This window comes from Lysinibacillus sp. LZ02, from assembly GCF_050613145.1.
GTDB lineage: Bacteria > Bacillota > Bacilli > Bacillales_A > Planococcaceae > Lysinibacillus_B.
In genome coordinates this window covers 3,186,139-3,211,129 of sequence record NZ_CP192507.1, presented here as the reverse complement: position 1 = coordinate 3,211,129, position 24,991 = coordinate 3,186,139, and the positions used below count along the sequence as shown (strand labels likewise).

Genomic DNA, 24,991 nt, shown 5'->3' with positions numbered 1-24,991 from the left:
AAAGGGGTTTAGGTGAATGTTCAATATGAAAAAGTGGTTTATATTAGGGTTCATGTTCCTATTTGTACTTATTATCAGTGCATGTAGTAACGATGAGACAACAACAGGGGAAGAAGATACAGCAGACACAACGGAGACTACAAACAATGATGCTACGGTAAGCGATGAAAAAGTGAAAATTGAATTTTGGCATGCGATGAGTGGGGCCAACCAAGCGGCTATTGACAAGGCAGTGGCAGATTACAATGCTTCACAAGAACAATATGAAGTTGAGGCGTTATTCCAAGGGTCTTATGAAGAGTCTTTAACGAAACTACGCAGTGTCGGTGGGACATCAGATGCACCAGCGATTATGCAAGTATTTGAAGTAGGGACAAAATATATGATTGAAAATGGCTACGTTGAGCCAGTACAAACGTTTATTGACCAAGACAACTACGATGTTAGTCAATTAGAAGAAAATATTTTAAATTACTACACGGTAGATGGTCAATTGTATTCGATGCCATTTAACTCATCAACACCAGTCATGCTGTATAACAAGGATGCATTTAAAAAAGCTGGCTTAGATCCAGAAAATCCACCGCAAACATTTGAAGAAGTGATTGCAGTGGCTAGCAAATTATCCAATGATGATATGAAAGGCTTTGCTATTTTGTTATACGGTTGGTTCTTTGAGGAGATGCTTGCAACACAAGGTGGCTTATATGTAGACGCTGACAATGGTCGTACAGATCAAGCAACACAGGCGCTATTTAATGGGGAAGAAGGTTTACGTATATTTGAATTTTTAAAAGAAATGAACGATGCTGGTACGTTAGGAAACTTTGGTTCCGTATGGGATGATATTCGTACAGCCTTTGTTTCAGGTCAAGTAGCGATGTACTTAGACTCATCAGCAGGGATTGCAGATATTGCAAAAAATGCACCGTTTGAAGTAGGAGCAGCGTATATTCCGTATTCAGAGAAAGCGGACCGGAACGGCGTAATTATCGGTGGTGCTTCATTATGGATGATGAACGGTATTTCGAAAGAAGAGCAAGCAGGTGCTTGGGACTTTATGAAATATTTACAAACACCAGAAGTGCAAGCACAGTGGCATGTATCAACGGGGTATTTTGCTATCAACCCAGCAGCATATGAGCAGGATATTGTAAAAGAGCGTTGGACAGAGTATCCTCAGCTTCAAGTAACAGTGAATCAATTACAAGATACAAAGCCTTCAACGGCAACACAAGGTGCGCTCATCTCCGTATTCCCAGAGTCGCGTGAGCACGTTGTCACAGCCATTGAAGAATTATATCAAGGCGGCGACCCACAAGCTGTTTTAGATAAAGCAGCTGAATCAACAAATCGTGCCATTGAAATTGCTAATAAAACAAGTGGGAACTAATAAGCAAGGAATAAAAACGACAGCAGCTTCACGCTGTCGTTTTTATTCTTATTTGAATTAGAAGGGGCCCAACGAAAATCTTGCAACGGAGCAAAAACATTTGTTGAACAGTCAAAAAGGTATGGTATCCGAGCAAAAAGAGCGTGTATCCGGTCAAAACCCTCCAAATTAATGAAACAGAACTACTCTATTTTAAACATATGGATAATTTTATGTTCTAATTGTCAACTATTTATCAATACTGTAATGAAGCATTGTTATTTTGATAGCAAGGAGTGGATGACATGAGCTATGCTTCGTCGTTAAAAAGAAATGAAGTACTCAACCTATTAAAAAGTAAAACATTTGATGTACTCATTATCGGTGGTGGCATTACCGGAGTAGGGATCGCATTGGATGCGGCTAGTCGAGGGCTACAAGTAGCATTAATCGAAATGTGTGATTTGGCAAGCGGTACATCAAGTCGCTCGACGAAATTAGTGCACGGTGGATTGCGTTATTTAAAGCAATTCGAAATAAAAGAAGTAGCGGATTTAGGAAAAGAGCGGGCAATCGTTTATGAAATTGGTCCACATGTTACAACGCCTGTTCGTATGCTACTCCCATTTCATAAAGGGGGGACATTTGGTAAATGGTCCACATCTCTAGGGCTACAAGTGTATGATTTCTTAGCTGGTGTGAAAAAATCAGAGCGTCGAAAAATGTTAACGGTTCAAGACACATTACAAAACGAGCCACTCATAAAAAAAGAAGGCTTACTTGGCGGCGGTATGTATGTTGAATATCGTACAGATGATGCACGGCTCACAATCGAAGTGGCAAAGAAAGCAATGGAACAGGGAGCCATGATAGCAACCTACACAAAAGTAACAGACTTTTTATATGATGCCCACCAAAAAATTTGTGGCGTCGTAGCGCACAATACGCTAGCCAATGAATCCCTTCACATTAAAGCAAAAGTGGTAATCAATGCGGCTGGTCCGTGGGTAGATACGATTCGTCAACTAGAACGGCAACCTTTACATAAGCATTTAGTGCAATCAAAGGGTGTACACATTGTGTTTGATGCATCTGTATTTCCGCTTCAGCAAGCTGTTTACTTTGATACACAGGACGGACGAATGGTTTTTGCGATCCCGCGAGAGGGCAAAACATATGTTGGGACAACGGATACGTTTTATGCTGGTGATTTAAGTGATATTGCGATTGATCAAGCAGACCGAGATTATTTAATGAAAGCGATTCGTTATATGTTTCCCACTTTACAAATAACAGAGGGGGATATTAAATCGAGCTGGGCGGGAGTGAGACCGCTGATTCACGAGGAAGGGAAAAAGCCCTCCGAAATTTCTCGAAAAGATGAGATTTGGGCATCACCGAGCGGGCTACTCACCATTGCAGGGGGGAAGCTGACAGGCTACCGAAAAATGGCTGAAATGATTGTCGATCAGGTTGTCACGACAATAACAGATAAAAAGCTGCGACCGTGTGTAACGAAAAAGCTTCCGATTTCTGGTGGAGAAGTGGGTGGTTCCAAGTATTTTGAGCAGTATGTTGCGAATAAGGCAAAAATAGGTGCTACGTACGGCCTTTCACTTGAAGAAAGTATAAAGCTAGCGCGGCATTACGGCTCCAATGTAGAGCAAGTATATGCTTATTTACAAATAGAACAGTCCATTTTACCGCGCCCACTCTACGCTCAATTACACTACGGAATCGAGCATGAACTTGTCGTGCACCCGCTAGATTTCTTTATGCGCCGCACGTCCCATTTATTTTTCGATATTGATACGGTTAAGACGTATCGGGAAGCGATCTTAGATGAAATGCAAAGGATATTGTATTGGTCAGCTGAAACACGGGCTCTTTATGAAAAAGAGCTACATGCTGAAATCACGCGTGCTACGACGGGAAAATAAGTCACATTAATAAAGCAGTTCATATAAAACATCTGGGCGGTCTGTAATAATACCGTCTATTTGTTGCTTGATTAGTTTTTTCATGTAGCGCGGATTGTTGACCGTGTAGACATGTACTTTTAGCTGTTCTGCATGTGCTAAGTGAATGAGTGCTTCTGTCATTGCTTGTTGGTGAACGATAATACCGTTTGCATATTCGCGTACTTGCTGCAGCTTTTCGCGCGTCAGCTCATTCGTTCCTTCCTTTGTGAATAATTGAAATAGCTGAATCGAGTGATTTTGCTCTCGTAATAACTGTAGGCTTTTTGCTGAAAAAGACTGAATGATTAATGATTCATCGTGGAGGCGTCCTGCTGCTTGCAATTCTTTTAAAAGCAACGCTTCCATACCGTCTCGTCGGTTTTTCGTTTCGATATAAAGCGGAGTTGTCGGATAGTGGGCGAGTACTTCTTGCAATGTCAAAATAGAAGAACTACCCAATTCATTTGCTCGTTTTACCTGCTTTAGCTCCAAAGCAGTATAATCTTGAATGGTCCGTCCATCGCTGTATGAAGGAACTTTATCATGTTCGATGACTAATACATGATCTTTCGTCATTTGTGTATCAAATTCTAAATAATCTGCCCCTTGTGTTAAGGCTAAGTCATATGCCTCAAAGCTATGTTCCAGTGCGTAATAAGATGCCCCGCGGTGCGCAATAATGAAAGGCTTATGTGTAGATGAATCTCCGAAATTTAAAGTAAAAAGCGTTGTAGTAATGATTACTGCTAAAAGAAAATACCATTTTTTCATCTTTTCAGCTCCCTTTTTCCTAGCTTACCCTGAAACGATCATTTGTTAAATTGCTATTTGAATCGGCTATAATAAATAATGTGAAGGAGGCATTTAGTATGATTACTATTGGATTAACAGGTTGGGGAGACCATCCAACACTGTATTCAGATGTGACATCTGCTCGGGATAAATTATTTGATTATAGCGGGCATTTTCCAATTGTTGAAGTCGATACATCGTTTTATGCGATTCCAAATAACAGTCATGTAGAAAAGTGGTGTAGTGAGACGCCGCATAATTTTCAGTTTGTTTTAAAAGCATATCAAGGAATGACCGGGCATCAGCGCGATGATTTGCCATATGAAACGCGCAATGATATGTTTAACGCCTTTATAGAATGTGCACAATGCTTCCAAAAGCACGGTAAACTTGCGGTGGTGCTTGTTCAATTTCCCCCATGGTTTGATTGTACAGCAAAAAATGTGCAATACATGCGTTATGTAAAGCAACAATTGGTGCATTTACCAATTGCCGTCGAATTTCGTAATCAAACGTGGTACGCTAAGGATATGAAGCATAAAACACTTCAGTTTTTACGTGAGAACGAACTCATTCATACAGTTTGTGATGAGCCACAAGCAGGAGCGGGCTCTGCCCCCCTTGTGCCAGTCGCAACAGCGGATAAAGCACTTCTTCGTATACATGGTCGTAATATTCATGGTTGGCGCAATGCTGGAAATGCACAAAATTGGCGTAAAGTCCGCTTTTTATATGATTACAACGAGGAAGAGCTGCAAGGCTTAGCGGCCCATATTCGAGCGCTACAGCAGCAAGCAAAAGACGTCTATGTGTTGTTCAATAATAACTCGGGTGGTCATGCGGCACTGAATGCGAAGCGACTGCAAGAGCTACTTAGTATTGAATTTGAAGGTTTAGCACCGAAACAAATGAACATGTTTGAAGGAGAGTTTTAATGGAATTTTTATTGCTATTTGTCATCGCCACGGTTTCAGGGGTGATTGGTGCACTAGTAGGACTTGGCGGCGGTGTTATATTAGTTCCTGCCACATTATTCGTTGGCATGAATCTAGGGCTCATCCCAAATATTACACCACAAACGGTTGTAGGTCTTTCTGTCATTATGATGATTTTTATCGGAATGGCTTCGACTATGTCGTATATGAAATCCGGAACAGTCGATTTTAAAACTGGATTCATCTTTTTTGCGGGAAGTATCCCAGGAACCATTTTAGGCGCATGGGTCAATAAAGGGCTTGATTTGCCTTCGTTTAATTTATATTTTGGTATTTTGCTTATTATTATCGCTACCATTTTAATTTTTCGTGATAAATTAAAACCGGTTAAATGGTTCGTGGAGCATGGGACAAAGTTTGAATATATTGACGCGCAAGGCGAAAAGCATATATACGGGTACCCCATTTGGTTTGCACTTGCTTTAACTTTTGCCGTTGGATTTATGTCAGGCTTATTTGGTATTGGCGGCGGCTCTATGATTGTACCAGCAATGCTCATTTTATTTTTGTTTCCCCCACATGTGGCGGTATCAACAAGTATGTTTTTAGTGTTCCTAACAGCCTTAGTGAACTCAGCTAGCCATATTGCGCTTGGCAATGTCCCGTGGCTGTATACACTTGCAGTGATTCCAGGTGGATACATAGGTGCCAAAATAGGTGCTACATTAAATAAAAAATTAAAATCAGAGCAATTAGTGTTTTCATTGCGTATCGTTTTATTATTACTTGGCATTCGTTCTATTTTAGATGCATTACTGTAGAAAGAGGTGATGGTGGTGCTCGAAAAGATTCATATTTTTCATACGAACGATTTACATAGCCATTTCGAATATTGGTTACGTATGCAGACCTTTATAAAAGAGCAACGTCGGCTTCTAGCAAGCAAGGGTGAGGTTAGCTTTTTAGTGGACATTGGGGATCATCTGGATCGTTCGAATATTTATACAGAGGCAACGCTCGGGAAAGGCAATATTCAGCTTTTAAATGAGGCGGAGTACGATGTTGTAACAATCGGCAATAATGAGGGGATTACGCTGTCATTTGAGGAGTTATCGTCTCTTTATGAGACAGCTCAATTTGATGTTGTGGTGGCGAATCTTAACGCTATCGAGAGGGATAATCCCAATTGGTTAAAGCCCTATAGCATTTTAACGACTGTTTATGGTACTAAAATTGCTGTGATCGGGGCTACGGCGCAATTTGATGTGTTTTACCGTACATTGAATTGGGAAGTAACAGAGCCGCGGAAAGCGCTTATTTTACTTGTGCAGCAGTTAAGAAAAGAAGTCGATATCATTGTATGCTTATCTCATTTAGGTATTACAGATGACGAATTACTTGCGAAAGAATGTCCAGATCTTGATGTCATTTTTGGGGCACATACACATCATGTTTTTCCACAAGGAAAGCATGTCAATGGTGTGTTATTAACAGGGGGAGGGAAATTCGGTCAGTTTACAGGACATTTAACGATTTTGTATGACCACGATCAGAAGCACATTGAATCGATGGAGGAAGAGTTAATCGAGAATGGACAACTGACGATGGCGCCGGGAGAAGCTGAATTTTTATATAGTTTAGTAAAAAAGGGAGAAGCATTATTGTCGGAACCTGTTACGCAATTATCAAAAACATACTATAAAGAATGGTTCCATCATTCTTCCTTATCTCGGTTATTTGCTGAAGCGGTTTTTGATTATACAGATGCAGATTGTATCATGTTTAATGCAGGGATTTTTGTTGAAGATTTGAAAAAAGGATACGTTAGTACATTTGATATGCATAAAATTTTGCCACACCCGATTAACCTTTGCCTAATGGAACTAACAGGAGCAGAATTAAAGGAAATGTATATGCAGGCGCAAAATGAAGAATGGCCACAATTACAGTTAAAGGGCCTTGGTTTTCGTGGGATTGTGTTTGGGAAATTATTGATGTATAACATCAGCATGAATAAGCATAGAAAATTATTTATTGGTGGTCAACAAGTAGAACCAACAAAAACGTACAAACTTGCAACGCTTGATTTATTTACATTTGGCTACTTCTTCCCTACATTCAAATACGCTAAAAAACATTATTATTTACCAACTTTCTTACGTGACATATTTTTGTCTTATTTACAAAACAAAAAATAACATGTTTTCAGCTACTTTCCTATTTATAGAAAGGGGATTATAATTTAGTTAACGTAATTACAAAGATGGGAGTTTATCAAATTAATGCGATTAATATCAATCAATGTACTGAGATCTGGGATGATTGTCGGTAGAACGATTTGGAACGAAGCAGGTCATCCGTTGCTCCAAAAGGGAGTAGTCGTAACAGATCGAATTCTACTTCGATTAAAACAATTAAATATAAAATATGTTTATATTGAAGATAGCATATCATACGGTATCGAAATTGAAGAAACGGTAAAACCAACTGTACGTAATCAAGTTGTCAATAAAATTACACAATCATTCCAATCTGTAAAAGGAGCAAAACCAGAGCAAGCTTCTTTCGTATTAGAGCAACAATCGAAAGCGATTGGTACAATTGTTGAAGATTTATTAAGCTCCATCTTAGATAGTGAAGAAATTTTAACGGTTTTAACAGATGCTTATTTGTATGATGAATATTTATATCAACACTCATTTCAAGTCACATTATATTCATTAGCCATAGCGAAAGAAATGGGTTATTCTTATGAGGATTTACGTTTAATAGGTATTGGAGCGATGTTGCATGATGTAGGGAAGCTGTTAATTCCGACTGACCTTTTATTGAAGCCGGGTCGCCTAACAAATGAAGAATTTGAAGTGATGAAAAATCACGCGCGTTATGGCTTTGATTTACTACGGAATTTGCACTCTATATCGCTTCTTGTTGCGCACTGTGCATTCCAGCATCACGAACGAATTGACGGTAGCGGATATCCACGTGGCCTTGTTGATTTTGAGATTCATCCGTTTGCGAAAATTATAGGGGTAGCGGATGTATTTGATGCAGTGACATCTAATCGTGTATACCGGGAGAAATTATTACCTTCTCAAGGGATGGCTATCATTGAAGCTGGAAGCGGGACTATTTTCAGCCCACGTGTAGTAGAAGCGTTGCGCAAGAGTGTAGTCCATTATCCGAATGGCACGATTTTGCTATTATCAGATGGTCGACGCGGTGTAGTATTTAAGCAAAATGTAGAGCAACCAGATCGTCCGTTTGTGCGTATTTTTGAAGAAGACGATGAAATTCTAAACGCAACATACGAAATCAATTTGACTGAAGTGCCAAGTCTCTTAATTGATAAAGTAGAGATGGATTACATAACACCTGTCGAATAGTCATTTCTCCCTTCTCATATTGTAGAGGAGGGGGATTTTTTTGTTTGCTAAACGGCGTAAGATGAAGTTTAAACGAAGAAAAAAAGCTTCGGCAAAACTAACGATGTTATTTGTCAGTTTAGTTGTAATGGTCATTATGTCTTTGTATTATTTAAATAGTCGCATTATGCCGACGTATTTACAATATGCAGCAGTACAAACAGACAAGGTTGCTTCTTATGTTGTTAGTAAAGCGATTAATTCTCGCACTTCAAGCGTACTCGATGTAAATGATATTATTGTAGATCTGCCACCCGGTACAAGCGACATGATTACAACTAAATTTAACACAGATATTATCAATCAAGTGCGAGCCGAGACGACAGCACTTGTGAAAGAATATTTGAAGCAAGCAGAGAACGGCGATTTATCGCATTTACCAAGCCTTGAAAATGTTGAATATGATGTGGGGAGAATGGAAGCAGGAGATGGGATTGTATTTTTTGTGCCGATGGGGCAAGCGCTAAATTTACCTCTCCTTGGGAATTTAGGACCGACCATCCCGATACGTTTTCATATCATTGGGAATGTCCATAGTGATGTACGATCGACCATTCGTGAATTTGGGATTAATAATGCCTATGTAGAGGTTAGTATACATTTAGAAGTAAATGTACAGATTATTATTCCGTTCGCCAGTAAATCCACCACGGTAGAGCAACATATTCCAGTTGCAATTGGTTTAATACGGGGTACAGTTCCACATATTTATACAGATGGAGGGGAAGGCGTACAGCCATCTTTGGAGGTCCCTATACCGTATGATTAGTATGGAAATAGTAGGATTATTTGAAAAGCCGGTTGTTGGGTGAGTTCATATATGTTACATTGACATCAGTAATGCAATATACAAAAATTTTGGGATATCAATAAGGGGCGGAAGTTCATGACATCTTGTAAACCAACGAACAACAAAGAAGAACACTTACGAAAGCCAGAGTGGTTAAAGATAAAATTAAATACAAACGATGAATATAAAGCGCTGAAAAAGTTAATGCGCGAAAATAATCTGCATACGGTTTGCGAGGAAGCGCGTTGCCCAAATATTCATGAATGTTGGGGAGAGCGCCGTACAGCAACGATGATGATTTTAGGTTCCGTTTGTACACGTGCATGCCGTTTCTGTGCAGTAAAAACAGGATTACCAACAGAATTAGATTTAGCGGAACCAGAACGTGTAGCAGATTCAGTTGCCATTATGAATTTAAAACATGTTGTTATTACAATGGTAGCACGCGATGATTTAAAGGATGGTGGATCAGGTGTACTTGCAGAAACCATTCGTGCCATTCGCCGAAAATCACCATTAACATCGATCGAAGTACTTCCGTCTGATTTAGGAGGAGTAGAGGAAAACTTACAACTACTAATGGATGCGAAACCAGATATTTTAAATCATAATATTGAAACGGTTCGTCGTTTAACACCAAGAGTACGTGCAAAAGCAAAATATGACCGTTCACTTGAGTTTTTACGTAAAGCAAAGGAAATGCAGCCGGATATTCCAACGAAATCGTCCCTGATGATTGGCCTTGGTGAAACATGGGATGAAATCATTGAAGTAATGGATGATTTACGTGCAAATAATGTAGATATTATGACGATTGGTCAATATTTACAGCCGACAAAAAAGCATTTACCGGTAAAAAAATATTACTCGCCGCTTGAATTTGGTAAGCTACGTAAAATTGCCATGTCTAAAGGATTCTCTCATTGTGAGGCAGGACCATTAGTGCGTAGTAGCTATCATGCAGATGAACAAGTAAACGCAGCAGCGAAAGAGCGTCTACTACACGATTCGCAAACGAGTTGATTTCAAGCTGTACTTTGCTTTAACATGGTAATAGATTGGTGGTGTATTCATGATACTAGCAGAGGGCTATGCATATGAGCTCATTGAAAATGTACGAGAGGGCTTTAAAGAAGAGGTTTTTATAGAGCGTTACTCGGATATTTTAGTGAAATATGATTATATCGTGGGTGATTGGGGATATGGTCAACTTCGGCTAAAAGGGTTCTTTGATGATAAAAATCAAAAATCAACATTTGATACAAAAATTAGTACGCTTCAAGATTATTTATTTGAATACTGTAATTTTGGCTGTGCCTACTTTATCTTGAAAAAAGTAGGGAAGGCACCGAATGTTATGCCTACACAGGAAGAAGTAAATCAGCCTATAGAATAAGCAGATCGAAAAGTATGGCGATCCGCAAAGATAAGACACATCTCAACCGATTTTGGTCGAGATGTGTCTTTGTCTTTTTAACTTAATAATTCACGTAAGTAGTCTCGTAAATCTGACGCTTCTGCTTCAGTTCGATTGTACACGTGTTCTAAGTAACCAGGCTCTTCGACATCATCCGGTCCAATAATCGCAAAGCGACCAAATTGAATATCGAGTACAAGCACTTTTCCGAAGAAACGGCTGCTTTGTAAAATCGCTAAATCATAGCGTAACGTTTTGCCCGTAAAACTCACAAAGCGCGTTTTTGTATCTTCAACATCATCATATAAGAAAAATCGTTCCATATTCGTGAAAGCTCCTTCCAATCCTCTATAATATGGTACTATAGATAGGAAAACAGTATCAACATATATTGATTGGAGGCTGTACTTTATGTACTTCGTAGATCGCAACAAAATTACGTTAAATTTAAATCACATGAATGAATTAATCACTGTGTTAGAAGCAAACACGGATTGGTTAGATTCAACTGTCAATAAATTAGCACTACAACGAATCGGTCATAATTTAATGGAATCCATGATGGACGTAGGTAATTTAATGATTGATGGTTTCATTATGCGTGACCCAGGTAGCTATGAGGATATTATCGATATTTTAGTTGATGAAAAAGTGATTACACCTGAAATGGATGCCCCATTAAAAGCAGTAGTTGGCTTACGCAAAATGCTAGTACGTGAATTCATTCAAGTGAATGACGCGGAAGTACTCACTGTGTTAACAACAAACTTACCAGCTATTAAAGTGTTCCCAGGTAAAGTGCAAGACTACTTAACAAATGAGCTAGGGCCTGTTTCTGCCTTTTTACCAGAGGACAAGTAAAATGAAACGTTTTTGCTTTGACCTAGATGGCACAGTGTACCGAGGGAAAACAGGTATTCCTACTGCCGTAGCATTTATAAAAGCATTACAAGCAGAAGGCAATGAGCCATTTTATGTCACAAATAATTCTTCCAAAACACGTGAGCAGCTACAACAGGCATTACATGCAATCGGTGTAGACGCGCCTGTTTCGAATATTTATTCTAGTGCCCTATCAACAGCCAAGTACGTGGCTAAAAATTACCGTGAAGCAAAGGTGCGAGTAATTGGTGCAGATGGTATTCGTGCAGCACTTGAAGGAGAAGGAATTACTGTAACAGACGAAGGCGAAGTAGACGTGCTGGTAATGGGGATTGATCGGACAATTGATTATAAACGTCTTGCTGAAGCTTCCTTAACCGTGCAGCGAGGGGCAAAACTCATCGGTACAAATGAAGACATTCGGTTTCCGACAGAAGATGGTTTTGTACCAGGAAATGGCTCGTTTGTACGTATGGTTGCGAATGTATGCGGGGTGGAGCCGTTATTTATCGGGAAGCCGTCACCTGTCATGCTCGAAATGATTGCAGAAGAGCACGATATTGCACGCAATGATTTTGTGATGGTTGGCGATAATTATGATACGGATATTTTATGTGGTATTAACTACGGTTGTATTACCGTACATGTAGCAACGGGTGTCACAGCGCCGGAAGTAGTCAAATCAATGCCTACACAGCCAACGTATGTTGTAGAGGATTTAACTAAGCTACCGCGTCTATAGAAGACGCGGTTCAGACTGTTGACAAACGCTTTCATCCTGCGTTGCTTGCCTCGCTCGTCCGCTCATGAACTTAGGTTCTATTCGCGTCTTCGCTCGGATGCGCGCCTTGTCTGTCAAGCGTTTTCAAGACAGTCTGCAGATTTTGCTGTTTTTAAGTTTTACCTAAAAATATGTATAGACAAAGTCAAACTTCGACTTTGTCTATACTGTAACCGCGTCTATAAAAGACGCGGTTTTTAATTTGTTTTTTTGACAAAATCGAGAAACAAAGCTTCGTATCAATGCATAAGAAAACAAAAAAGAGGGCATTTATAAGTTTAATCTAACGACATAATAAATTAGCCGTTTACCACATCGGATTTTCTTCGATATATGCATAAATTTTTTGAGTTAATTCATCAGCTGTATGTGCTTCGACTATGTCGCCATTTACGACTGCATATAAGGAATTCGCACATTTTGTACAATAGCTTAAACAACCGTATTCTAACACATCAATATTTGGATCTTTTTCAAGTGCTTCGAATGTTTTTTGGGCACCATTTGCTAAATTGCTAATACAAAACTCTACCAATGGATTCATGTTGTGTCACCTCACTGTAAGTATGCTACTTGGATTTGGATTTTTCGTCAATTCGTACAACTTGTGAAAAACTTCACAAAACTACAATAATATATTGTGAAACATCTCACAATCGGCTATACTCATTTATGGATACTTTGTGAACATATTAGAATGGTAGAGTGTATAAAGGAGAACAATATGAAAAAATTAGTTTTATTAGGTGGCGGATACGGCAATATGCGTTTATTACTACGTTTATTACCAAATAATTTACCTCTTGATACGGAAATTACGTTAATAGACCGTGCACCTTTCCATAGTTTAAAAACAGAATTTTACGCATTAGCAGCTGGTACTTCAACGGATAAGGAAGTACGTGTAGCATTTCCAGAACATGACCGATTAAAGAAGGTATATGGAGAAGTCGTACGAGTTGACCGTGATGAAAAGGTCGTTTATTTAGAAGATGGCCACGTTGTAGAATATGACGATTTAGTCATTGGTTTAGGCTGTGAAGATAAGTATCACGGGGTACCTGGCGCAGCGGAGAACACATATAGTATTCAGACAATTGCTAAATCTCGTAGTACATTTGAAAAGTTATGTGGTTTAGCACCAGGTTCAACTGTAGCGATTGTAGGGGCAGGACTATCAGGCATTGAGCTTGCAAGTGAATTACGTGAAAGTCGAGCAGATTTAAACATTAAGCTATTCGACCGTTCACAGCGTATTTTACGCGACTTCCCAGAAAAATTAAGTAACTATATTAAATCTTGGTTTGAAAAACATGATGTTGAAGTGATTGCACAATCGAACATTACACGTGTTGAACCTAATCTTTTATATAATCATGATCAAGTTATTGAGGCAGATGCCATTGTTTGGACAGCAGGTGTTCAGCCTGTAAAAATTGTACGTGAGATGGAAGTAGAAAAAGATAAATTCGATCGTCCCATTGTCACACAATACTTCAACTTACCAAGTGATGAGCATATTTACGTCATTGGCGACTGTGCTTCATCGGAGTTACCACCGACAGCACAACTGGCAGAAGAACAAGCAGAGCGCGTTGTGAAAGTATTAAAAATGCGTTGGAGTGGTGGAACATTGCCAGAAACAATGCCTGACATTAAGCTAAAAGGCTTTATGGGCTCTTTAGGTAAAAAACAAGGATTTGTATACTTAGCAGATACCACAGTTACAGGGCGTATCGCACGTTTAATGAAATCGGGTTTACTATGGATGTATAAGTATCAAAATCATAATTCATAATAGTAAAAGGTGTCTCATAAAACAAATGAGACACCTTTTTATTATATCGAAATGTAACCTAGCTTCTCTAATGCAGTAAACACGGGTTTAATTTGCACGTATCCTTCACCAACTACTTCATTATTAATTAATACAAGTGGATAAAAAAATTCATCTTCGTGAATACGATTTGCATAATCAAGATCACGTGCATCTGTGAGTTCACTTTCTATATCTATGTAACGTATTGAGAATGGTTGGTTAGGGAACTTACGATCAATTGCTGCTTGTAACCATTCGTATGTATCTTTAGATGATGGAGCGTTTACACAGCTCGCACATTGTATATCCGCACCATATACTTCAATCATCGCTTTTGTTTGTTCCATCATTATACCGACCTTTCATCATTCAACATTGGATTTTTTCGTTTCTTCACATTATAATGATTTTAGTGAAAGGAGTCGAGGGAAATGACAGAAACAGAACAAAAAGAACTAGTACAAGAAGTTTTAGATAAATTACGTCCGTTTTTACTTCGCGATGGAGGGGACTGTGAACTTGTAGATATCGAGGACGGCATCGTAAAATTACGCCTTTTAGGTGCATGTGGAAGCTGCCCAAGTTCTACAATTACATTAAAAGCAGGTATTGAGCGTGCGCTTCTAGAGGAAGTACCAGGTATTATCGAAGTAGAGCAAGTATTCTAAAATTGTATTTCTTTTAAACTAGTAAAGGTGCCGTCTGAAAGTCATTTTGAGGTGGCACCTTTGCGACTACCGCAGGAGCAATATTTCTTAATGGATCATGATTAAGGAGTGAAGGGGGGTGTGCTGAAAGTTTTTACCTTCAGCACACCCCCCCTCTTTTTACTTTTCCCCACTTATGTACGATTGGCCCGCATTAAATCCCACTGTTCTTTTGCCATTTCAACAAGCTTTGCCTCTCCGCCTGTCCGTTGATTTTCAATGACTTTTGAGAAGAAGCGTGTGGCATTTTCGTGATCGCCTAGTCGACGAGAAAGCTCTGCAATCATATACATAATACGTACACCAGACATCTGTGTATTGGCATAATCTTCTGTAGAAAAAGATTCCATATATTGATCGCGTGCGATTTTTAAAAATCGTTGTTCCTGCCCATCGTTTTTTAATGAGCGATAAAGCCATCCTAAACGTAATGCAAGTCCAGCTTTTGCTACCGATTTTTCCTTCTTAATATCCGCACAAAGTAAAGCCAATTTGTATGCCTGAATAGCTTGGAATACAGTTCGTTCTCCGTTAAAGTCGTGATGTACCCAATTTTTTGTGATTTGCTCATCAATTTGCTCTTTTATGCCTGGGGCAAAATATTTTGTAAAGTCTTCAGTAAATGAAAATCCACAATGTTCACAAACGAAAACATTATAGTACAATGCTTGTACATTTTCATCAGCATAAATAGGTTGAAAGTCGCTGTCCGAGGAAGCGACTTTTATGAATTTCGAACGTACTTTTAATGTGGGAAAGCTTTTCTTACAGTTCAAACAGTCCATTTTCTTTTCATAATAAGGTGATAGTTCCATTTCTCTAAACCCCTTAATCTAATATTCGTAAGACTATTATAACAGTATTTAGTAATGTGTCTGAATTATTTTTATTAACATTTTTTGAAACGCTTTTGTTGTCACAAGTTCAACACAATTGATATGATAAAAAAGAAGGAAGGTGACACGGATGACAAATGAAAAACAGGTAATTATTTTAACGGAAGCGGCCTCGTTTCAAGTAAAGGAAATGATGAAACATAACGAGGAGGAAGGTTCGTATTTACGTGTCGCTGTTAAGGGCGGCGGTTGTAGCGGACTTTCTTATGGCATGGCCTTTGATACAACAATCAACGAAGACGATTATTTAGATATGCAACATGGGTTACAAATCGTTGTAAGTCGTGAAGATGCACCTATTTTACAAGGTACGGAAGTTGACTTTAAACAATCGCTCATGGGCGGTGGCTTTACCATCGAGAATCCCAATGCGATTGCCTCATGTGGGTGCGGCACAAGCTTTAAAGCAGCCCAGCGTGAAGGAACACCTGGCGATTGTGAATAACAGTAGAAAATGGTTAAACATAGGGAGCTGTCCTAAAGATAGGATGGCTCTTTTGAGTATTAAAAATATAATGATAATCCCAAAAGTTTAAGTGAGAAATATCCCAACACATATCGTAAACAATAATATCATTAATAGAAGAGGGACAAATGCCCTTCTTATTTCTTCTTCAGTGTCCGCTTTTTTCACTTTTCTTCTATAATCAAACCAACTACTAATTAATGCGACAGCAGCTATAATAACATAAGGCAACTCAGTCAAAAGTACCTCTCTCCTTCATATCCGCCTTTATTGTGTCAGGGTAATAATGTTATATACTCCTCTTTTTTGTAACTAGGCAAGTTGAATGTATGATAACACAGCAGTACACATATTGGTATATAAATGGAAACAGAAAACCTTTATCGGTCATAGATTGACAAAAAGCAGGAATCCATAAGTCGAATTATTTATCCGGTATTAATGAGCCACATTTTAACATGAGCGGTGAGAATGAATTAGTTAGTTGGGAGATCAACTGCCTTATGCGTCCAATCGCGTGACAATGTAGGCATTAACACGTCCTATGTGCCAAAGCCGCTACTCATTGTATATAATCTACTTGAAAAAGATTAATTCTGATGATGTTACTAGTAATTAGTGACTTACTTTGAATTATTGAAGCGTTTGTTTTATCATAAGGCTATTGTAAAGGTTGAGGAGGTTGTCTAATGGATATGCTAGAAATATTAGATAAGTTGGATCAGATTGAAATTTTATATGAGCCAATTTATAGTGCAGATGAACATAGCATTGTTGCGTATGAAGTAATCGGGCGCATTGTAGACAAAGAAAAAGTAATCGATATTGAACAATTTACATATAGTGACGAAGTGCCGGAAGAGATTAGAGCAGAAGTAGAGCAAATGGTCGTACGTCAAGCAATTGAATCTGCCTTACATGAAATTGACCAAATTGATTTATATATTCCATGTAATCCGAACTTATTAATGACTGATTTTGGTGAAAGCTATTTTTCCTTATTAAAAGAACTCATTCCTGAGCAAAAATTGCATCATATTACACTTACGATGAATGAGCATCTTTTTAAAGGAGATATTAGACATGTACACCATGTAATCAAATACATTAAAACATATGGTGTGAAAATTGGTTTAGCGAACATTGGTGCACATAGCCAACTCAATGCGATTTTAATGTTAGAGCCGAGTGTACTAAGTATTAATGTAAGTGAGCTCAACTATAATAAGTGGGGCAGTCGAAATTATGTATTTACAACGCTTCGCACACTTGCTTTGAAAATGGGTGCATCGCTTATGGTGAATGGTATTGATAACATTTACCAATTACAGCACGGTTGGAAAAATGGTGCCCGCTATTATAAAGGGGCTTATTTGCAAAAGCCAGCGTCATCTTTTATCCCACGTGATACATTAAAACCACGTTTTCGTGATGAATGTGAGCAATTTATAGCGACGGAAAAAAAGCTACTGAAGCATAAATTAGAGGAATTAAAAAAACTCGAGAAAAAAATTACGTCAAGCGTTGAACAAGTTGGCCCAACGAGTGGTCATGTTGAGAAATTGAAAGAGCTGGCACAACAATTACAAGAGTATACATTCCGTTTATATATTTGTAATGGTGAAGGATTCCAAACAACACCGAATATTACATGGAAGCACAATCAGTGGATTCTTGAAGAAGGTGCACTGCGAAAAAATTGGAGCTGGCGACCATATTTCTTACAAAATTTATTGAAAATGCGCCAAGATCAAGTAGCCAATCTATCATCTGCTTACTCAGATATTGAAACAGGAGAATTAACACGAACATTTAGTATGGCTTTACCTAATAATGAATATCTATTTATCGATATTTCCTACAATTATTTATATGAACACAATATTGTGAATTAATTTTTAAAAAGCCGCCATTCTATAAGGAAAGGGCGGCTTCAGTTGCATAAAAGTTTGAGTTGAGCGTACATTTCCTAAATTTATAATAATTCTTTATCCAGTAATGGATAGGCTTGTTGAAATTTTTATACGTATACATTAATGTATTGAAATTGAACTGGAAAAGGGCTATTATAATATAATAGTTAGGAATTTATGTCGAAAAATATGTCGACCTAGCGTAACAAACTACTGAAGTATATATTTTGTACTTCTTTTTTGTTTGTCTTGCGCTAGTACAATAAAATTAAAGGGGTTTTGATTCCAGTGAAAAGACCAACAATTTTAGTATTAGGCGCAGGATATGGCGGATTGACTACTGTTGTTAATTTACAAAAGATGATCAGCGGTGATCAAGCAGAAATCATTTTAATTAATAAAAATGATTATCACTATGAAACGACGTGGTTACACGAAGTTGGAGCTGGTACTATTTCTCCAGACAAAGCCCGTTATCCAATCTCAAACGTAATTAACCAAAACGTTCGTTTCGTACAAGCAACAGTTCAAGGTATTGATGTAAATACGAAAAAAGTTGATACATCTACGGGTGAATTCACATATGACTATTTAGTAATTGGTCTTGGTTTTGAAGGTGAGACTTTCGGTATTCCAGGCCTAAAAGAGTATGCACTTTCTTTAGCAAACTTAAACGCTGCTCGTCAAATTCGTGAGCACATCGAATACCAATTCGCTTCTTGGTCATTAGATGAAGAAAAAGATGACAGCAAACTGACAATCATTGTAGGTGGTGCTGGCTTTACTGGTATTGAGTTATTAGGTGAGCTTGGTAACCGTGTGCCAGAACTTTGTAAAGAATTCGATATTCCACAAGAAAAAGTACGTGTACTTTGTGTAGAAGCAGCACCAATGGTATTACCAGGTTTTGATCCACAGCTTGTAGAATATGCAAAAACACAATTGTCTAAAAAAGGAATTGAGTTTTCAATCGGCACACCGGTTGTGGAAGCAACTGAAGAGGGCGTTAAAATTAAAAAAGGTGAAGACGAGTTCGAATTCATCAAAGCAGGTACAGTGATCTGGGCTGCAGGAGTACGCGGTAACGCTTTAGTAGAAAGTTCAGGCATTGAAAACAACCGTGCTCGTATCGCTGTTCGTGAAGATATGCGTGCACCAGGTTTTGATGATGTATTCGTAGTAGGGGACTGTGCATTCCTTCTAAACAAAGAAGCGAACCGTCCATACCCACCAACAGCTCAAATTGCTATGCAACAAGCAGTAAACATTGCGAAAAACATCAAACACTTAATGAATGATGAAGACACAGAAACATTCGTGTATTCTGATAAAGGTGCAGTATGTTCTTTAGGTCATGAAGACGCAATTGGTGACGCATTAGGCCGTAAATATACAGGTAAAACAGCTTCTGCGCTGAAAAAAGTAGTTGACGACCGTGCATTATTCTTAGTAGGTGGCGTAGGTTTAACGCTGAAAAAAGGGAAGTTCAAATTCTTCTAATGTAATGCCCATCTAGCATTAAATAGCCAAAGCCACAGGATGGCTTTGGCTATTTTTCATAACTAAACAGCAGTGGCTTAAATAACTTTAGGTTCACATAAAATGTATTGTTACATATAAAGAAAAACATCATCTTAAAAAAGATGGTGTTTTTCTTTATATGTACTACTACTAACCGCTATAATAGGTAGTAATTTATGTAAAGGGTTGATACAGGCATGAAAAAAGACCGAGGAAAAGTATGGCTAGGAGCATGTGGCATCGTTGAAAATAGCAGGGGGGAATGGCTTGTCGTCAAAAAATGCTATAGTGGATTAAAAGGGCGCTGGTCACTGCCTGCTGGTTTTGTTCAAGAAGGAGAAACGATTGATGATGCAGCTGTTCGTGAAATAAAAGAAGAGACAGGCATTGATTGTATCGTACAAGGGTTAGTAGGCTTTAGGACGGGTGTTATTCGAGGTGAAATCAGTGATAATATGGCGATTCTTTATTGTACCCTTGTAGATGATGCGCAACAAATTATCGTGCAGGAACATGAAATTTCAGAGGCATGTTGGATGACACCAGCACAATTAGCCGTTGATGAACAGGCCAACCAAATGCTAAAGGAAGTAGCGCAGAGTCAAGTAGAGCATCATATGTTAGACAATATGGATCATATCGTTCCGGAAGAAGTTTTCGGTTATACTAAATACAATTTATTTATCAAAAAATAGACATGTGACAATAGAGGGACAAACTAAACAGGAACATTGAAAGCCTTCAATTTATCATGTAAACTTATGAAAGGAAAATTGGAGGGTTTACATAGATGAGTGGTTCTGTTTCTTTAGTTCAATTAATCATTTCAGTCGTGCTATTTTTCGTTATGTTTTTTGGTATCGGTTTTTTATTAAACATGCTACTTCGCATGACATGGCTTATGGCAATTGTGTATCCAGTTGTTGTTGTATTAATCGTAGATGAAGTAAGCTTCCTTGATTATATTTTTAAGCCAGGAACAGCATTTCCTGCATTAATGGATAAGCTGCAAGCACTACAAATCGTAGATATTGCCATTTTATCTGGTGGATTTGCGGGAGCTATCGTTGCGGGAATTGTTATGATTTACTTACGTAAAGCAGGATATAGAATGTTTTAACATGCATCATTTCGGTGCATGTTTTTTCTTATCTGTTACAAAGCAAATAAAATCTAAAGAAAAAGCGTGTCTCACACATGGAGGCACGCTTTTTTAAATAAATATATATACAATACAACTTAGGAAGATTCCTGTTAAAGCACCTATCAATACTTCACTTCTTTTGTGACCTAATAATGTTTTCAGCTCCTGATTTTTTTCTTCTTCATTCATTTTAGGCCAACGTTTAATATCGCGAAAAAAGATTTGTAAATCACGGCGAATCTCATTTAAGGCCGCTGCATGCTGTCCTGCCTGATAACGAATGCCGCTAGCGTCATACATGACAATCGTAGCTAGCATTGCCGCAACAGCAAAAGTAGGAGAATCAAAGCCTGCTTCAAATCCGACGGCCGTTGCTACACTTGTTACAGCAGCTGAATGGGAGCTTGGCATCCCTCCTGTAGACGTTAATAGTGACCAATCTACTTTTTTTGTCACGATAAAATAAATAGGGACTTTTAAAACTTGCACAAAAAGTATTGCTAGTAATCCTAAAATAAGAGGAGTGTTTTGAAGGAGTGCCATCACATCATACCTTTCAAAAGAAGTTATCACCATCATATCATATTTTCAAAAACGTGAAAAATCGGAAATTTCGCTAACCGAAATAATGCGAAAAGAGTTATAATAAAGTGAAACTTCAATCAGTGGGGGGTTGACGTACAGGACGTGCTAATGCCGACGTCGTCACACGGACGTGACGTATTTTAGTCGGCCCTCATCCGCCACTGATTGTTAGAGGAACGCAAGCTAAGAACGCCACGTCGTGTGGCAACGCCTGCGTAACCAACGTCCTGTTGCCCTTAACCAATCGGGCTTTTACGGGCAGTTGATCTCCCACCTATACTTCTAGATTTTCCTTAAGCCTTGAGGTGGGAGTCTTGTACCTGTCGCTTCGCTTTCGGTACAGATAAATTAATGCCCGTTAATGCGGGATAAAATGGAAATCAATATTTAGGGGGCCTTTTATATGAAGACTGTTAACGAAAGTAAAACGTTTCCATCTGTAACGACAGAAACAATGATTATCGGTGTTCAAAAACATCGTGAACAAATGAAGAATTGGTCAGCTTTTAGTGAATTTTTCGATAGCACATTAGATACATGGATTCGTGCAGGTGAGATTAGCTCAGACCGCAAAAAATTAACGAAGTTTCCTGTTGCTGCAGCAAATGCAAATATAAAGCGTGTAGTATTCGTTGGTTTAGGGGAAGGGAAAACATTAACAGAGGAAAACTTACGTGAAACATTTGGGTTAGTAGGGAAAGAACTTAAAGCGCTAAAAGTGAATGACTATGCGATTTGGTTAGATTCATTTGTTACACCAGGAATCGAAGAAACAGATGTGGCATTCCTTGCAGCAGAAGGCATTCATATGGGCTTTTATACAGTCCCAAATTATAAAACATCGTCAAATGAAGCAGCCACATATCTTGATCAAGTAGAATTTGTTACAACGGCAAACATGGAAGAAGTGGTGGCTAGCTTTGATGTAGGGCGCATTTATGCAGAAGCGGTGAATGAAGCGAGAAGTTTAGTCAACTTACCACCAAATATGTTAACGGCGACAGACTTAGCAAATTATGCGGTAGAGCTGGCGAAGCAATATGATTTGGAAGTAGAAATTTTAGATAAAGTACAGCTTGAAGAATTAGGGATGGGCGGTATTTTAAGTGTAAACCAAGGATCAACGGAAGAACCACGTTTGATTACGCTGAAATATCAGGCGAAAGATAAGTGGGAAGATGTCATTGGCTTTGTTGGAAAAGGGGTCACATATGATACAGGTGGTTATTCATTAAAGCCGCGTGAATCAATGGTTGGTATGAAAGGTGATATGGGTGGTGCAGCGGCTGTTCTTGGTGCGATGAAAATTATTGGTGAAGTACGTCCAAAGCGCAATGTTGTCGCGGTTATTGGGGCAACGGACAACATGGTGTCAGGCACTGCCTTTAAGCCAGATGATGTTATTACAACATACAGTGGTAAGACAGTAGAAGTGTTGAACACAGACGCTGAAGGGCGCTTAGTATTAGCAGATGCTGTTACCTATGCCAAACAGCAAGGAGCCGACTACTTAATCGATGTTGCCACATTAACAGGTGGTGTCATTGTCGCGCTTGGTATGGACAAAACAGGTGCCTTAACAAATAACGAGGAATTCTTTGAAAGCTTTATGGAGGCAGCGGTAGAAACAGGTGAATTCGTCTGGCGCTTACCTCTCACTGAGAAAGATAAAAAGCGTATTCGCAAATCTGATATGGCGGATTTAAACAACTCCCCAGGTCGTGACGGGCATATGATTTTCGCTGGTGGATTTGTTGGTGAGTTTGCAGAAGACACACCTTGGATTCATTTAGATATAGCGGGGACATCGGATGCAAAGGCACCACATGACCTTGGTCCAAAAGGTGGTACGGGTGCCATGGTTCGTACATTGGCAGCGTTTGTTGAGCAGTTCTAAAAGATTGTTATTTTTACATTTTCAAGGATTAGTACCTTAAAGAATAGATATAGAGTGTGTTCGGTCATATCACGGATAATCTTCATTGTAACAGTTCGTCTTGTGAGAGGGCGATAAGATATATGTTGAGTTCGAGTAAACACCCCTTGTAATATCCTAAAAACAGATGAAGAAAAGCGACTCGTTTTTCTTCATCTGTTTTATTTTTGATTTTTAGGTGAATTTTTATTAATAGTATTTTTCACTACCGTCGCATAAATTTTTACTGAATTTTCTGCTTTCTACTTTTTCTGTTTGAGAAGAAAAACAAAGACATCTAAACAGAGGTAGTAAACATCCATTTTTTACTATAACCTTTGACGAGGGAATCCGATACGTGAAAACCTTTATGGGACAGCTTTTCCAACGATTTTTTGAATCCAAATGTGTGCAGATTTCCACGGTGCCGCTTTTAATAACCGACTAATTTTTAAGTAGGTCTTTGAACTGTTCGTGTTCAGCTGTGCTAACACATGTAAACAATAGACAATCATCGCGATGTACACTTGATTATGAACGGCTTGTTCGCTTTGTCCATAGAACTTTTTGATGTTCAAGTGCTGCTTCACCCATTTGAAAAACAGCTCGATTGCCCAACGTGATTTGTACAATTCGGCGATTTCGTCAGCGCTCAAATCAAAGCGATTTGTGATCAAATGCAGTTCTGTCCCTTTCGTATCCAATACTTTAATGAGACGAAAGACATTTTCTGCACGATTTTGTGTAGTGCCAATGAGGATCATTTCATCGGATAACACAATGGCATCTTGAGGTAGATCAAGTGGCTCTAGTACTCGGATGACGGCGTTTTTTCGCAAGCGAGAAACAAAGAAATAACCGTCGTCTGTCATGCGGTCAAATCGCTCGTAATCAAGATAACCACGGTCGAAAACGTACATGCACTCTTTGTCGTCCACGAGTACCTCTAGTTGGCCTCGATCATGCTCGATTGCGTTTGTCAGAACGGCTTTGTCTGGATACGAACAGCCCTTTTCTAAGTAAACAAGGCGTAAATGGAGTTTAATGCCTGATTTCGTCTTCCGGAATTCGGCCCATTTATGGTTGTTTAAGTTCAATGGCAAAGTACTCGAATCAATAATTTTCAGTGGTGTCGTTACTTTCCTTCGCTGTTCAAAATGCGATTTCTCATGAATTTGCGTGACTAAATCAAGAAACACCTGCTGGAACACGTCTGTCGGGACTTGATTTAAACGACGCCCTAACTGTGAAAAGCTAATTGACTCTAAATCCGTTGCCTTTTGAAGGTCGTCTGAAAATAATGTATCACTGACAGCACGCAGACTTTCGGTTTCATTCAGCTGCGCAAACAACAGTAATTTCAGAAATGAAGCGATGTGTAGCTTCTTTGTATAGTAATTTAATTGATAGGCTTCCACCAGTTCCTCTAGTTTTGTCGATGAAATCGGTGAAAACCATTGTTCAAATGATGTTTTTCGTGTAAACTTATCCATGCGATTGTCCTTTATTTTGGATTTGGATGGTTTACTACCGCCCAACCATTATAAAGGATTTTTTTATGCACAGAATATATTACAGAAAATTCAGATTTAACAGCGGAGTTGAATTATTTTAATGCGACGCTAGTGAGTATTTTTCATAAATATAAAGTTAGTGTGAAGTTAATATAA

Annotated in this window: 25 protein-coding genes and 1 pseudogene; 19 read left to right on the top strand and 7 right to left on the bottom strand. The window is 38.7% G+C overall.

The features are described 5' to 3' along the window. Positions 1-25 precede the first annotated feature (25 nt). Positions 26-1,393, top strand: a complete 1,368-nt coding sequence (locus tag ACQQ2I_RS15590; protein WP_431030532.1) for an ABC transporter substrate-binding protein — start codon at positions 26-28, stop codon at positions 1,391-1,393. A 284-nt stretch (positions 1,394-1,677) separates the two neighbouring features. Continuing rightward, a complete protein-coding gene (locus tag ACQQ2I_RS15585) occupies positions 1,678-3,312 on the top strand; it encodes a glycerol-3-phosphate dehydrogenase/oxidase (protein WP_431027689.1) in 1,635 nt (544 codons plus the stop codon). 6 nt (positions 3,313-3,318) lie between these two features. Here ACQQ2I_RS15585 and ACQQ2I_RS15580 read toward each other — a convergent pair whose 3' ends face one another. After that, positions 3,319-4,104, bottom strand: coding sequence for a glycerophosphodiester phosphodiesterase (locus ACQQ2I_RS15580; protein ID WP_431027688.1), 786 nt, complete (start codon positions 4,102-4,104; stop codon positions 3,319-3,321). Between the two features lie 98 nt (positions 4,105-4,202). Here ACQQ2I_RS15580 and ACQQ2I_RS15575 point away from each other — a divergent pair, with 98 nt between their 5' ends. The 7 genes from ACQQ2I_RS15575 (at position 4,203) to ACQQ2I_RS15545 (ending at position 10,671) form a co-directional block, all read left to right on the top strand. Continuing rightward, positions 4,203-5,060 carry a DUF72 domain-containing protein gene (locus ACQQ2I_RS15575; RefSeq protein ID WP_431027687.1) on the top strand — a complete coding sequence of 286 codons (858 nt, stop codon included), beginning with the start codon at positions 4,203-4,205 and terminating at the stop codon, positions 5,058-5,060. Then, complete coding sequence (locus tag ACQQ2I_RS15570; RefSeq protein WP_431027686.1) at positions 5,060-5,881, top strand: sulfite exporter TauE/SafE family protein; 822 nt, start codon at positions 5,060-5,062, stop codon at positions 5,879-5,881. The genes ACQQ2I_RS15575 and ACQQ2I_RS15570 overlap by 1 nt, the downstream gene beginning before the upstream one ends. A gap of 15 nt (positions 5,882-5,896) precedes the next feature. Further along, positions 5,897-7,258 (top strand): bifunctional metallophosphatase/5'-nucleotidase, encoded by a 1,362-nt coding sequence (locus ACQQ2I_RS15565; protein ID WP_431027685.1) that lies wholly within the window; start codon positions 5,897-5,899, stop codon positions 7,256-7,258. A gap of 84 nt (positions 7,259-7,342) precedes the next feature. Then, positions 7,343-8,446 carry an HD-GYP domain-containing protein gene (locus ACQQ2I_RS15560; protein ID WP_431027684.1) on the top strand — a complete coding sequence of 368 codons (1,104 nt, stop codon included), beginning with the start codon at positions 7,343-7,345 and terminating at the stop codon, positions 8,444-8,446. Between the two features lie 61 nt (positions 8,447-8,507). Then, positions 8,508-9,254, top strand: coding sequence for a sporulation protein YunB (gene yunB, locus ACQQ2I_RS15555; RefSeq protein ID WP_431030531.1), 747 nt, complete (start codon positions 8,508-8,510; stop codon positions 9,252-9,254). A 117-nt stretch (positions 9,255-9,371) separates the two neighbouring features. Next, positions 9,372-10,298, top strand: a complete 927-nt coding sequence (gene lipA, locus ACQQ2I_RS15550) for a lipoyl synthase (protein WP_391373233.1) — start codon at positions 9,372-9,374, stop codon at positions 10,296-10,298. 49 nt (positions 10,299-10,347) lie between these two features. Then, on the top strand, positions 10,348-10,671 hold the full coding sequence (locus tag ACQQ2I_RS15545; RefSeq protein ID WP_431027683.1) for a YutD family protein: 324 nt from the start codon (positions 10,348-10,350) through the stop codon (positions 10,669-10,671). A 77-nt stretch (positions 10,672-10,748) separates the two neighbouring features. On the opposite strand, the gene ACQQ2I_RS15540 is transcribed toward ACQQ2I_RS15545, so the two are convergent. Beyond that, positions 10,749-11,015 (bottom strand): DUF3055 domain-containing protein, encoded by a 267-nt coding sequence (locus ACQQ2I_RS15540; RefSeq protein ID WP_431027682.1) that lies wholly within the window; start codon positions 11,013-11,015, stop codon positions 10,749-10,751. 88 nt (positions 11,016-11,103) lie between these two features. Here ACQQ2I_RS15540 and ACQQ2I_RS15535 point away from each other — a divergent pair, with 88 nt between their 5' ends. Then, positions 11,104-11,553: a DUF86 domain-containing protein gene (locus ACQQ2I_RS15535; RefSeq protein ID WP_431027681.1), complete on the top strand. Its 450-nt coding sequence runs from the start codon at positions 11,104-11,106 to the stop codon at positions 11,551-11,553. Between the two features lies 1 nt (position 11,554). Continuing rightward, a complete protein-coding gene (locus ACQQ2I_RS15530; protein ID WP_431027680.1) occupies positions 11,555-12,316 on the top strand; it encodes a TIGR01457 family HAD-type hydrolase in 762 nt (253 codons plus the stop codon). A 346-nt stretch (positions 12,317-12,662) separates the two neighbouring features. On the opposite strand, the gene ACQQ2I_RS15525 is transcribed toward ACQQ2I_RS15530, so the two are convergent. Beyond that, complete coding sequence (locus ACQQ2I_RS15525; protein WP_391373220.1) at positions 12,663-12,899, bottom strand: YuzB family protein; 237 nt, start codon at positions 12,897-12,899, stop codon at positions 12,663-12,665. Between the two features lie 180 nt (positions 12,900-13,079). On the opposite strand from ACQQ2I_RS15525, the gene ACQQ2I_RS15520 reads away from it, so the two are divergent. Beyond that, entirely contained in the window at positions 13,080-14,153 is a 1,074-nt protein-coding gene (locus tag ACQQ2I_RS15520; protein ID WP_431027679.1) for an NAD(P)/FAD-dependent oxidoreductase, read from the top strand. 41 nt (positions 14,154-14,194) lie between these two features. On the opposite strand, the gene ACQQ2I_RS15515 is transcribed toward ACQQ2I_RS15520, so the two are convergent. Continuing rightward, entirely contained in the window at positions 14,195-14,521 is a 327-nt protein-coding gene (locus ACQQ2I_RS15515) for a YuzD family protein (protein WP_431030530.1), read from the bottom strand. On the opposite strand from ACQQ2I_RS15515, the pseudogene ACQQ2I_RS15510 reads away from it, so the two are divergent. Beyond that, positions 14,520-14,842: pseudogene (locus ACQQ2I_RS15510) on the top strand (NifU family protein). The gene ACQQ2I_RS15515 and the pseudogene ACQQ2I_RS15510 sit on opposite strands and share 2 nt — an antisense overlap. Positions 14,843-15,015: 173 nt before the next feature. Here the strand turns inward: ACQQ2I_RS15510 and ACQQ2I_RS15505 are convergent. Further along, positions 15,016-15,696 carry a DUF2225 domain-containing protein gene (locus tag ACQQ2I_RS15505; protein WP_431027678.1) on the bottom strand — a complete coding sequence of 227 codons (681 nt, stop codon included), beginning with the start codon at positions 15,694-15,696 and terminating at the stop codon, positions 15,016-15,018. A 151-nt stretch (positions 15,697-15,847) separates the two neighbouring features. Between ACQQ2I_RS15505 and ACQQ2I_RS15500 the strand changes: the two genes are divergently transcribed. The 5 genes from ACQQ2I_RS15500 (at position 15,848) to ACQQ2I_RS15480 (ending at position 20,797) form a co-directional block, all read left to right on the top strand. After that, positions 15,848-16,222 carry a HesB/IscA family protein gene (locus tag ACQQ2I_RS15500; protein WP_391373209.1) on the top strand — a complete coding sequence of 125 codons (375 nt, stop codon included), beginning with the start codon at positions 15,848-15,850 and terminating at the stop codon, positions 16,220-16,222. 710 nt (positions 16,223-16,932) lie between these two features. Next, positions 16,933-18,138, top strand: a complete 1,206-nt coding sequence (locus ACQQ2I_RS15495) for an EAL-associated domain-containing protein (RefSeq protein WP_431027677.1) — start codon at positions 16,933-16,935, stop codon at positions 18,136-18,138. Positions 18,139-18,444: 306 nt separating this feature from the next. Then, entirely contained in the window at positions 18,445-19,656 is a 1,212-nt protein-coding gene (locus ACQQ2I_RS15490) for an NAD(P)/FAD-dependent oxidoreductase (RefSeq protein ID WP_431027676.1), read from the top strand. Between the two features lie 218 nt (positions 19,657-19,874). Then, positions 19,875-20,372, top strand: coding sequence for an NUDIX domain-containing protein (locus ACQQ2I_RS15485; protein ID WP_431027675.1), 498 nt, complete (start codon positions 19,875-19,877; stop codon positions 20,370-20,372). A 95-nt stretch (positions 20,373-20,467) separates the two neighbouring features. After that, a complete protein-coding gene (locus tag ACQQ2I_RS15480; RefSeq protein ID WP_431027674.1) occupies positions 20,468-20,797 on the top strand; it encodes a YuiB family protein in 330 nt (109 codons plus the stop codon). Between the two features lie 93 nt (positions 20,798-20,890). Here the strand turns inward: ACQQ2I_RS15480 and ACQQ2I_RS15475 are convergent, their stop codons facing one another. Continuing rightward, positions 20,891-21,364 (bottom strand): divergent PAP2 family protein, encoded by a 474-nt coding sequence (locus ACQQ2I_RS15475; RefSeq protein WP_431027673.1) that lies wholly within the window; start codon positions 21,362-21,364, stop codon positions 20,891-20,893. 445 nt (positions 21,365-21,809) lie between these two features. Here ACQQ2I_RS15475 and ACQQ2I_RS15470 point away from each other — a divergent pair, with 445 nt between their 5' ends. Beyond that, on the top strand, positions 21,810-23,303 hold the full coding sequence (locus ACQQ2I_RS15470) for a leucyl aminopeptidase (RefSeq protein ID WP_431027672.1): 1,494 nt from the start codon (positions 21,810-21,812) through the stop codon (positions 23,301-23,303). A gap of 386 nt (positions 23,304-23,689) precedes the next feature. On the opposite strand, the gene ACQQ2I_RS15465 is transcribed toward ACQQ2I_RS15470, so the two are convergent. Further along, positions 23,690-24,814: an IS4 family transposase gene (locus ACQQ2I_RS15465; protein WP_431027671.1), complete on the bottom strand. Its 1,125-nt coding sequence runs from the start codon at positions 24,812-24,814 to the stop codon at positions 23,690-23,692. Between the last annotated feature and the right edge of the window lie 177 nt (positions 24,815-24,991).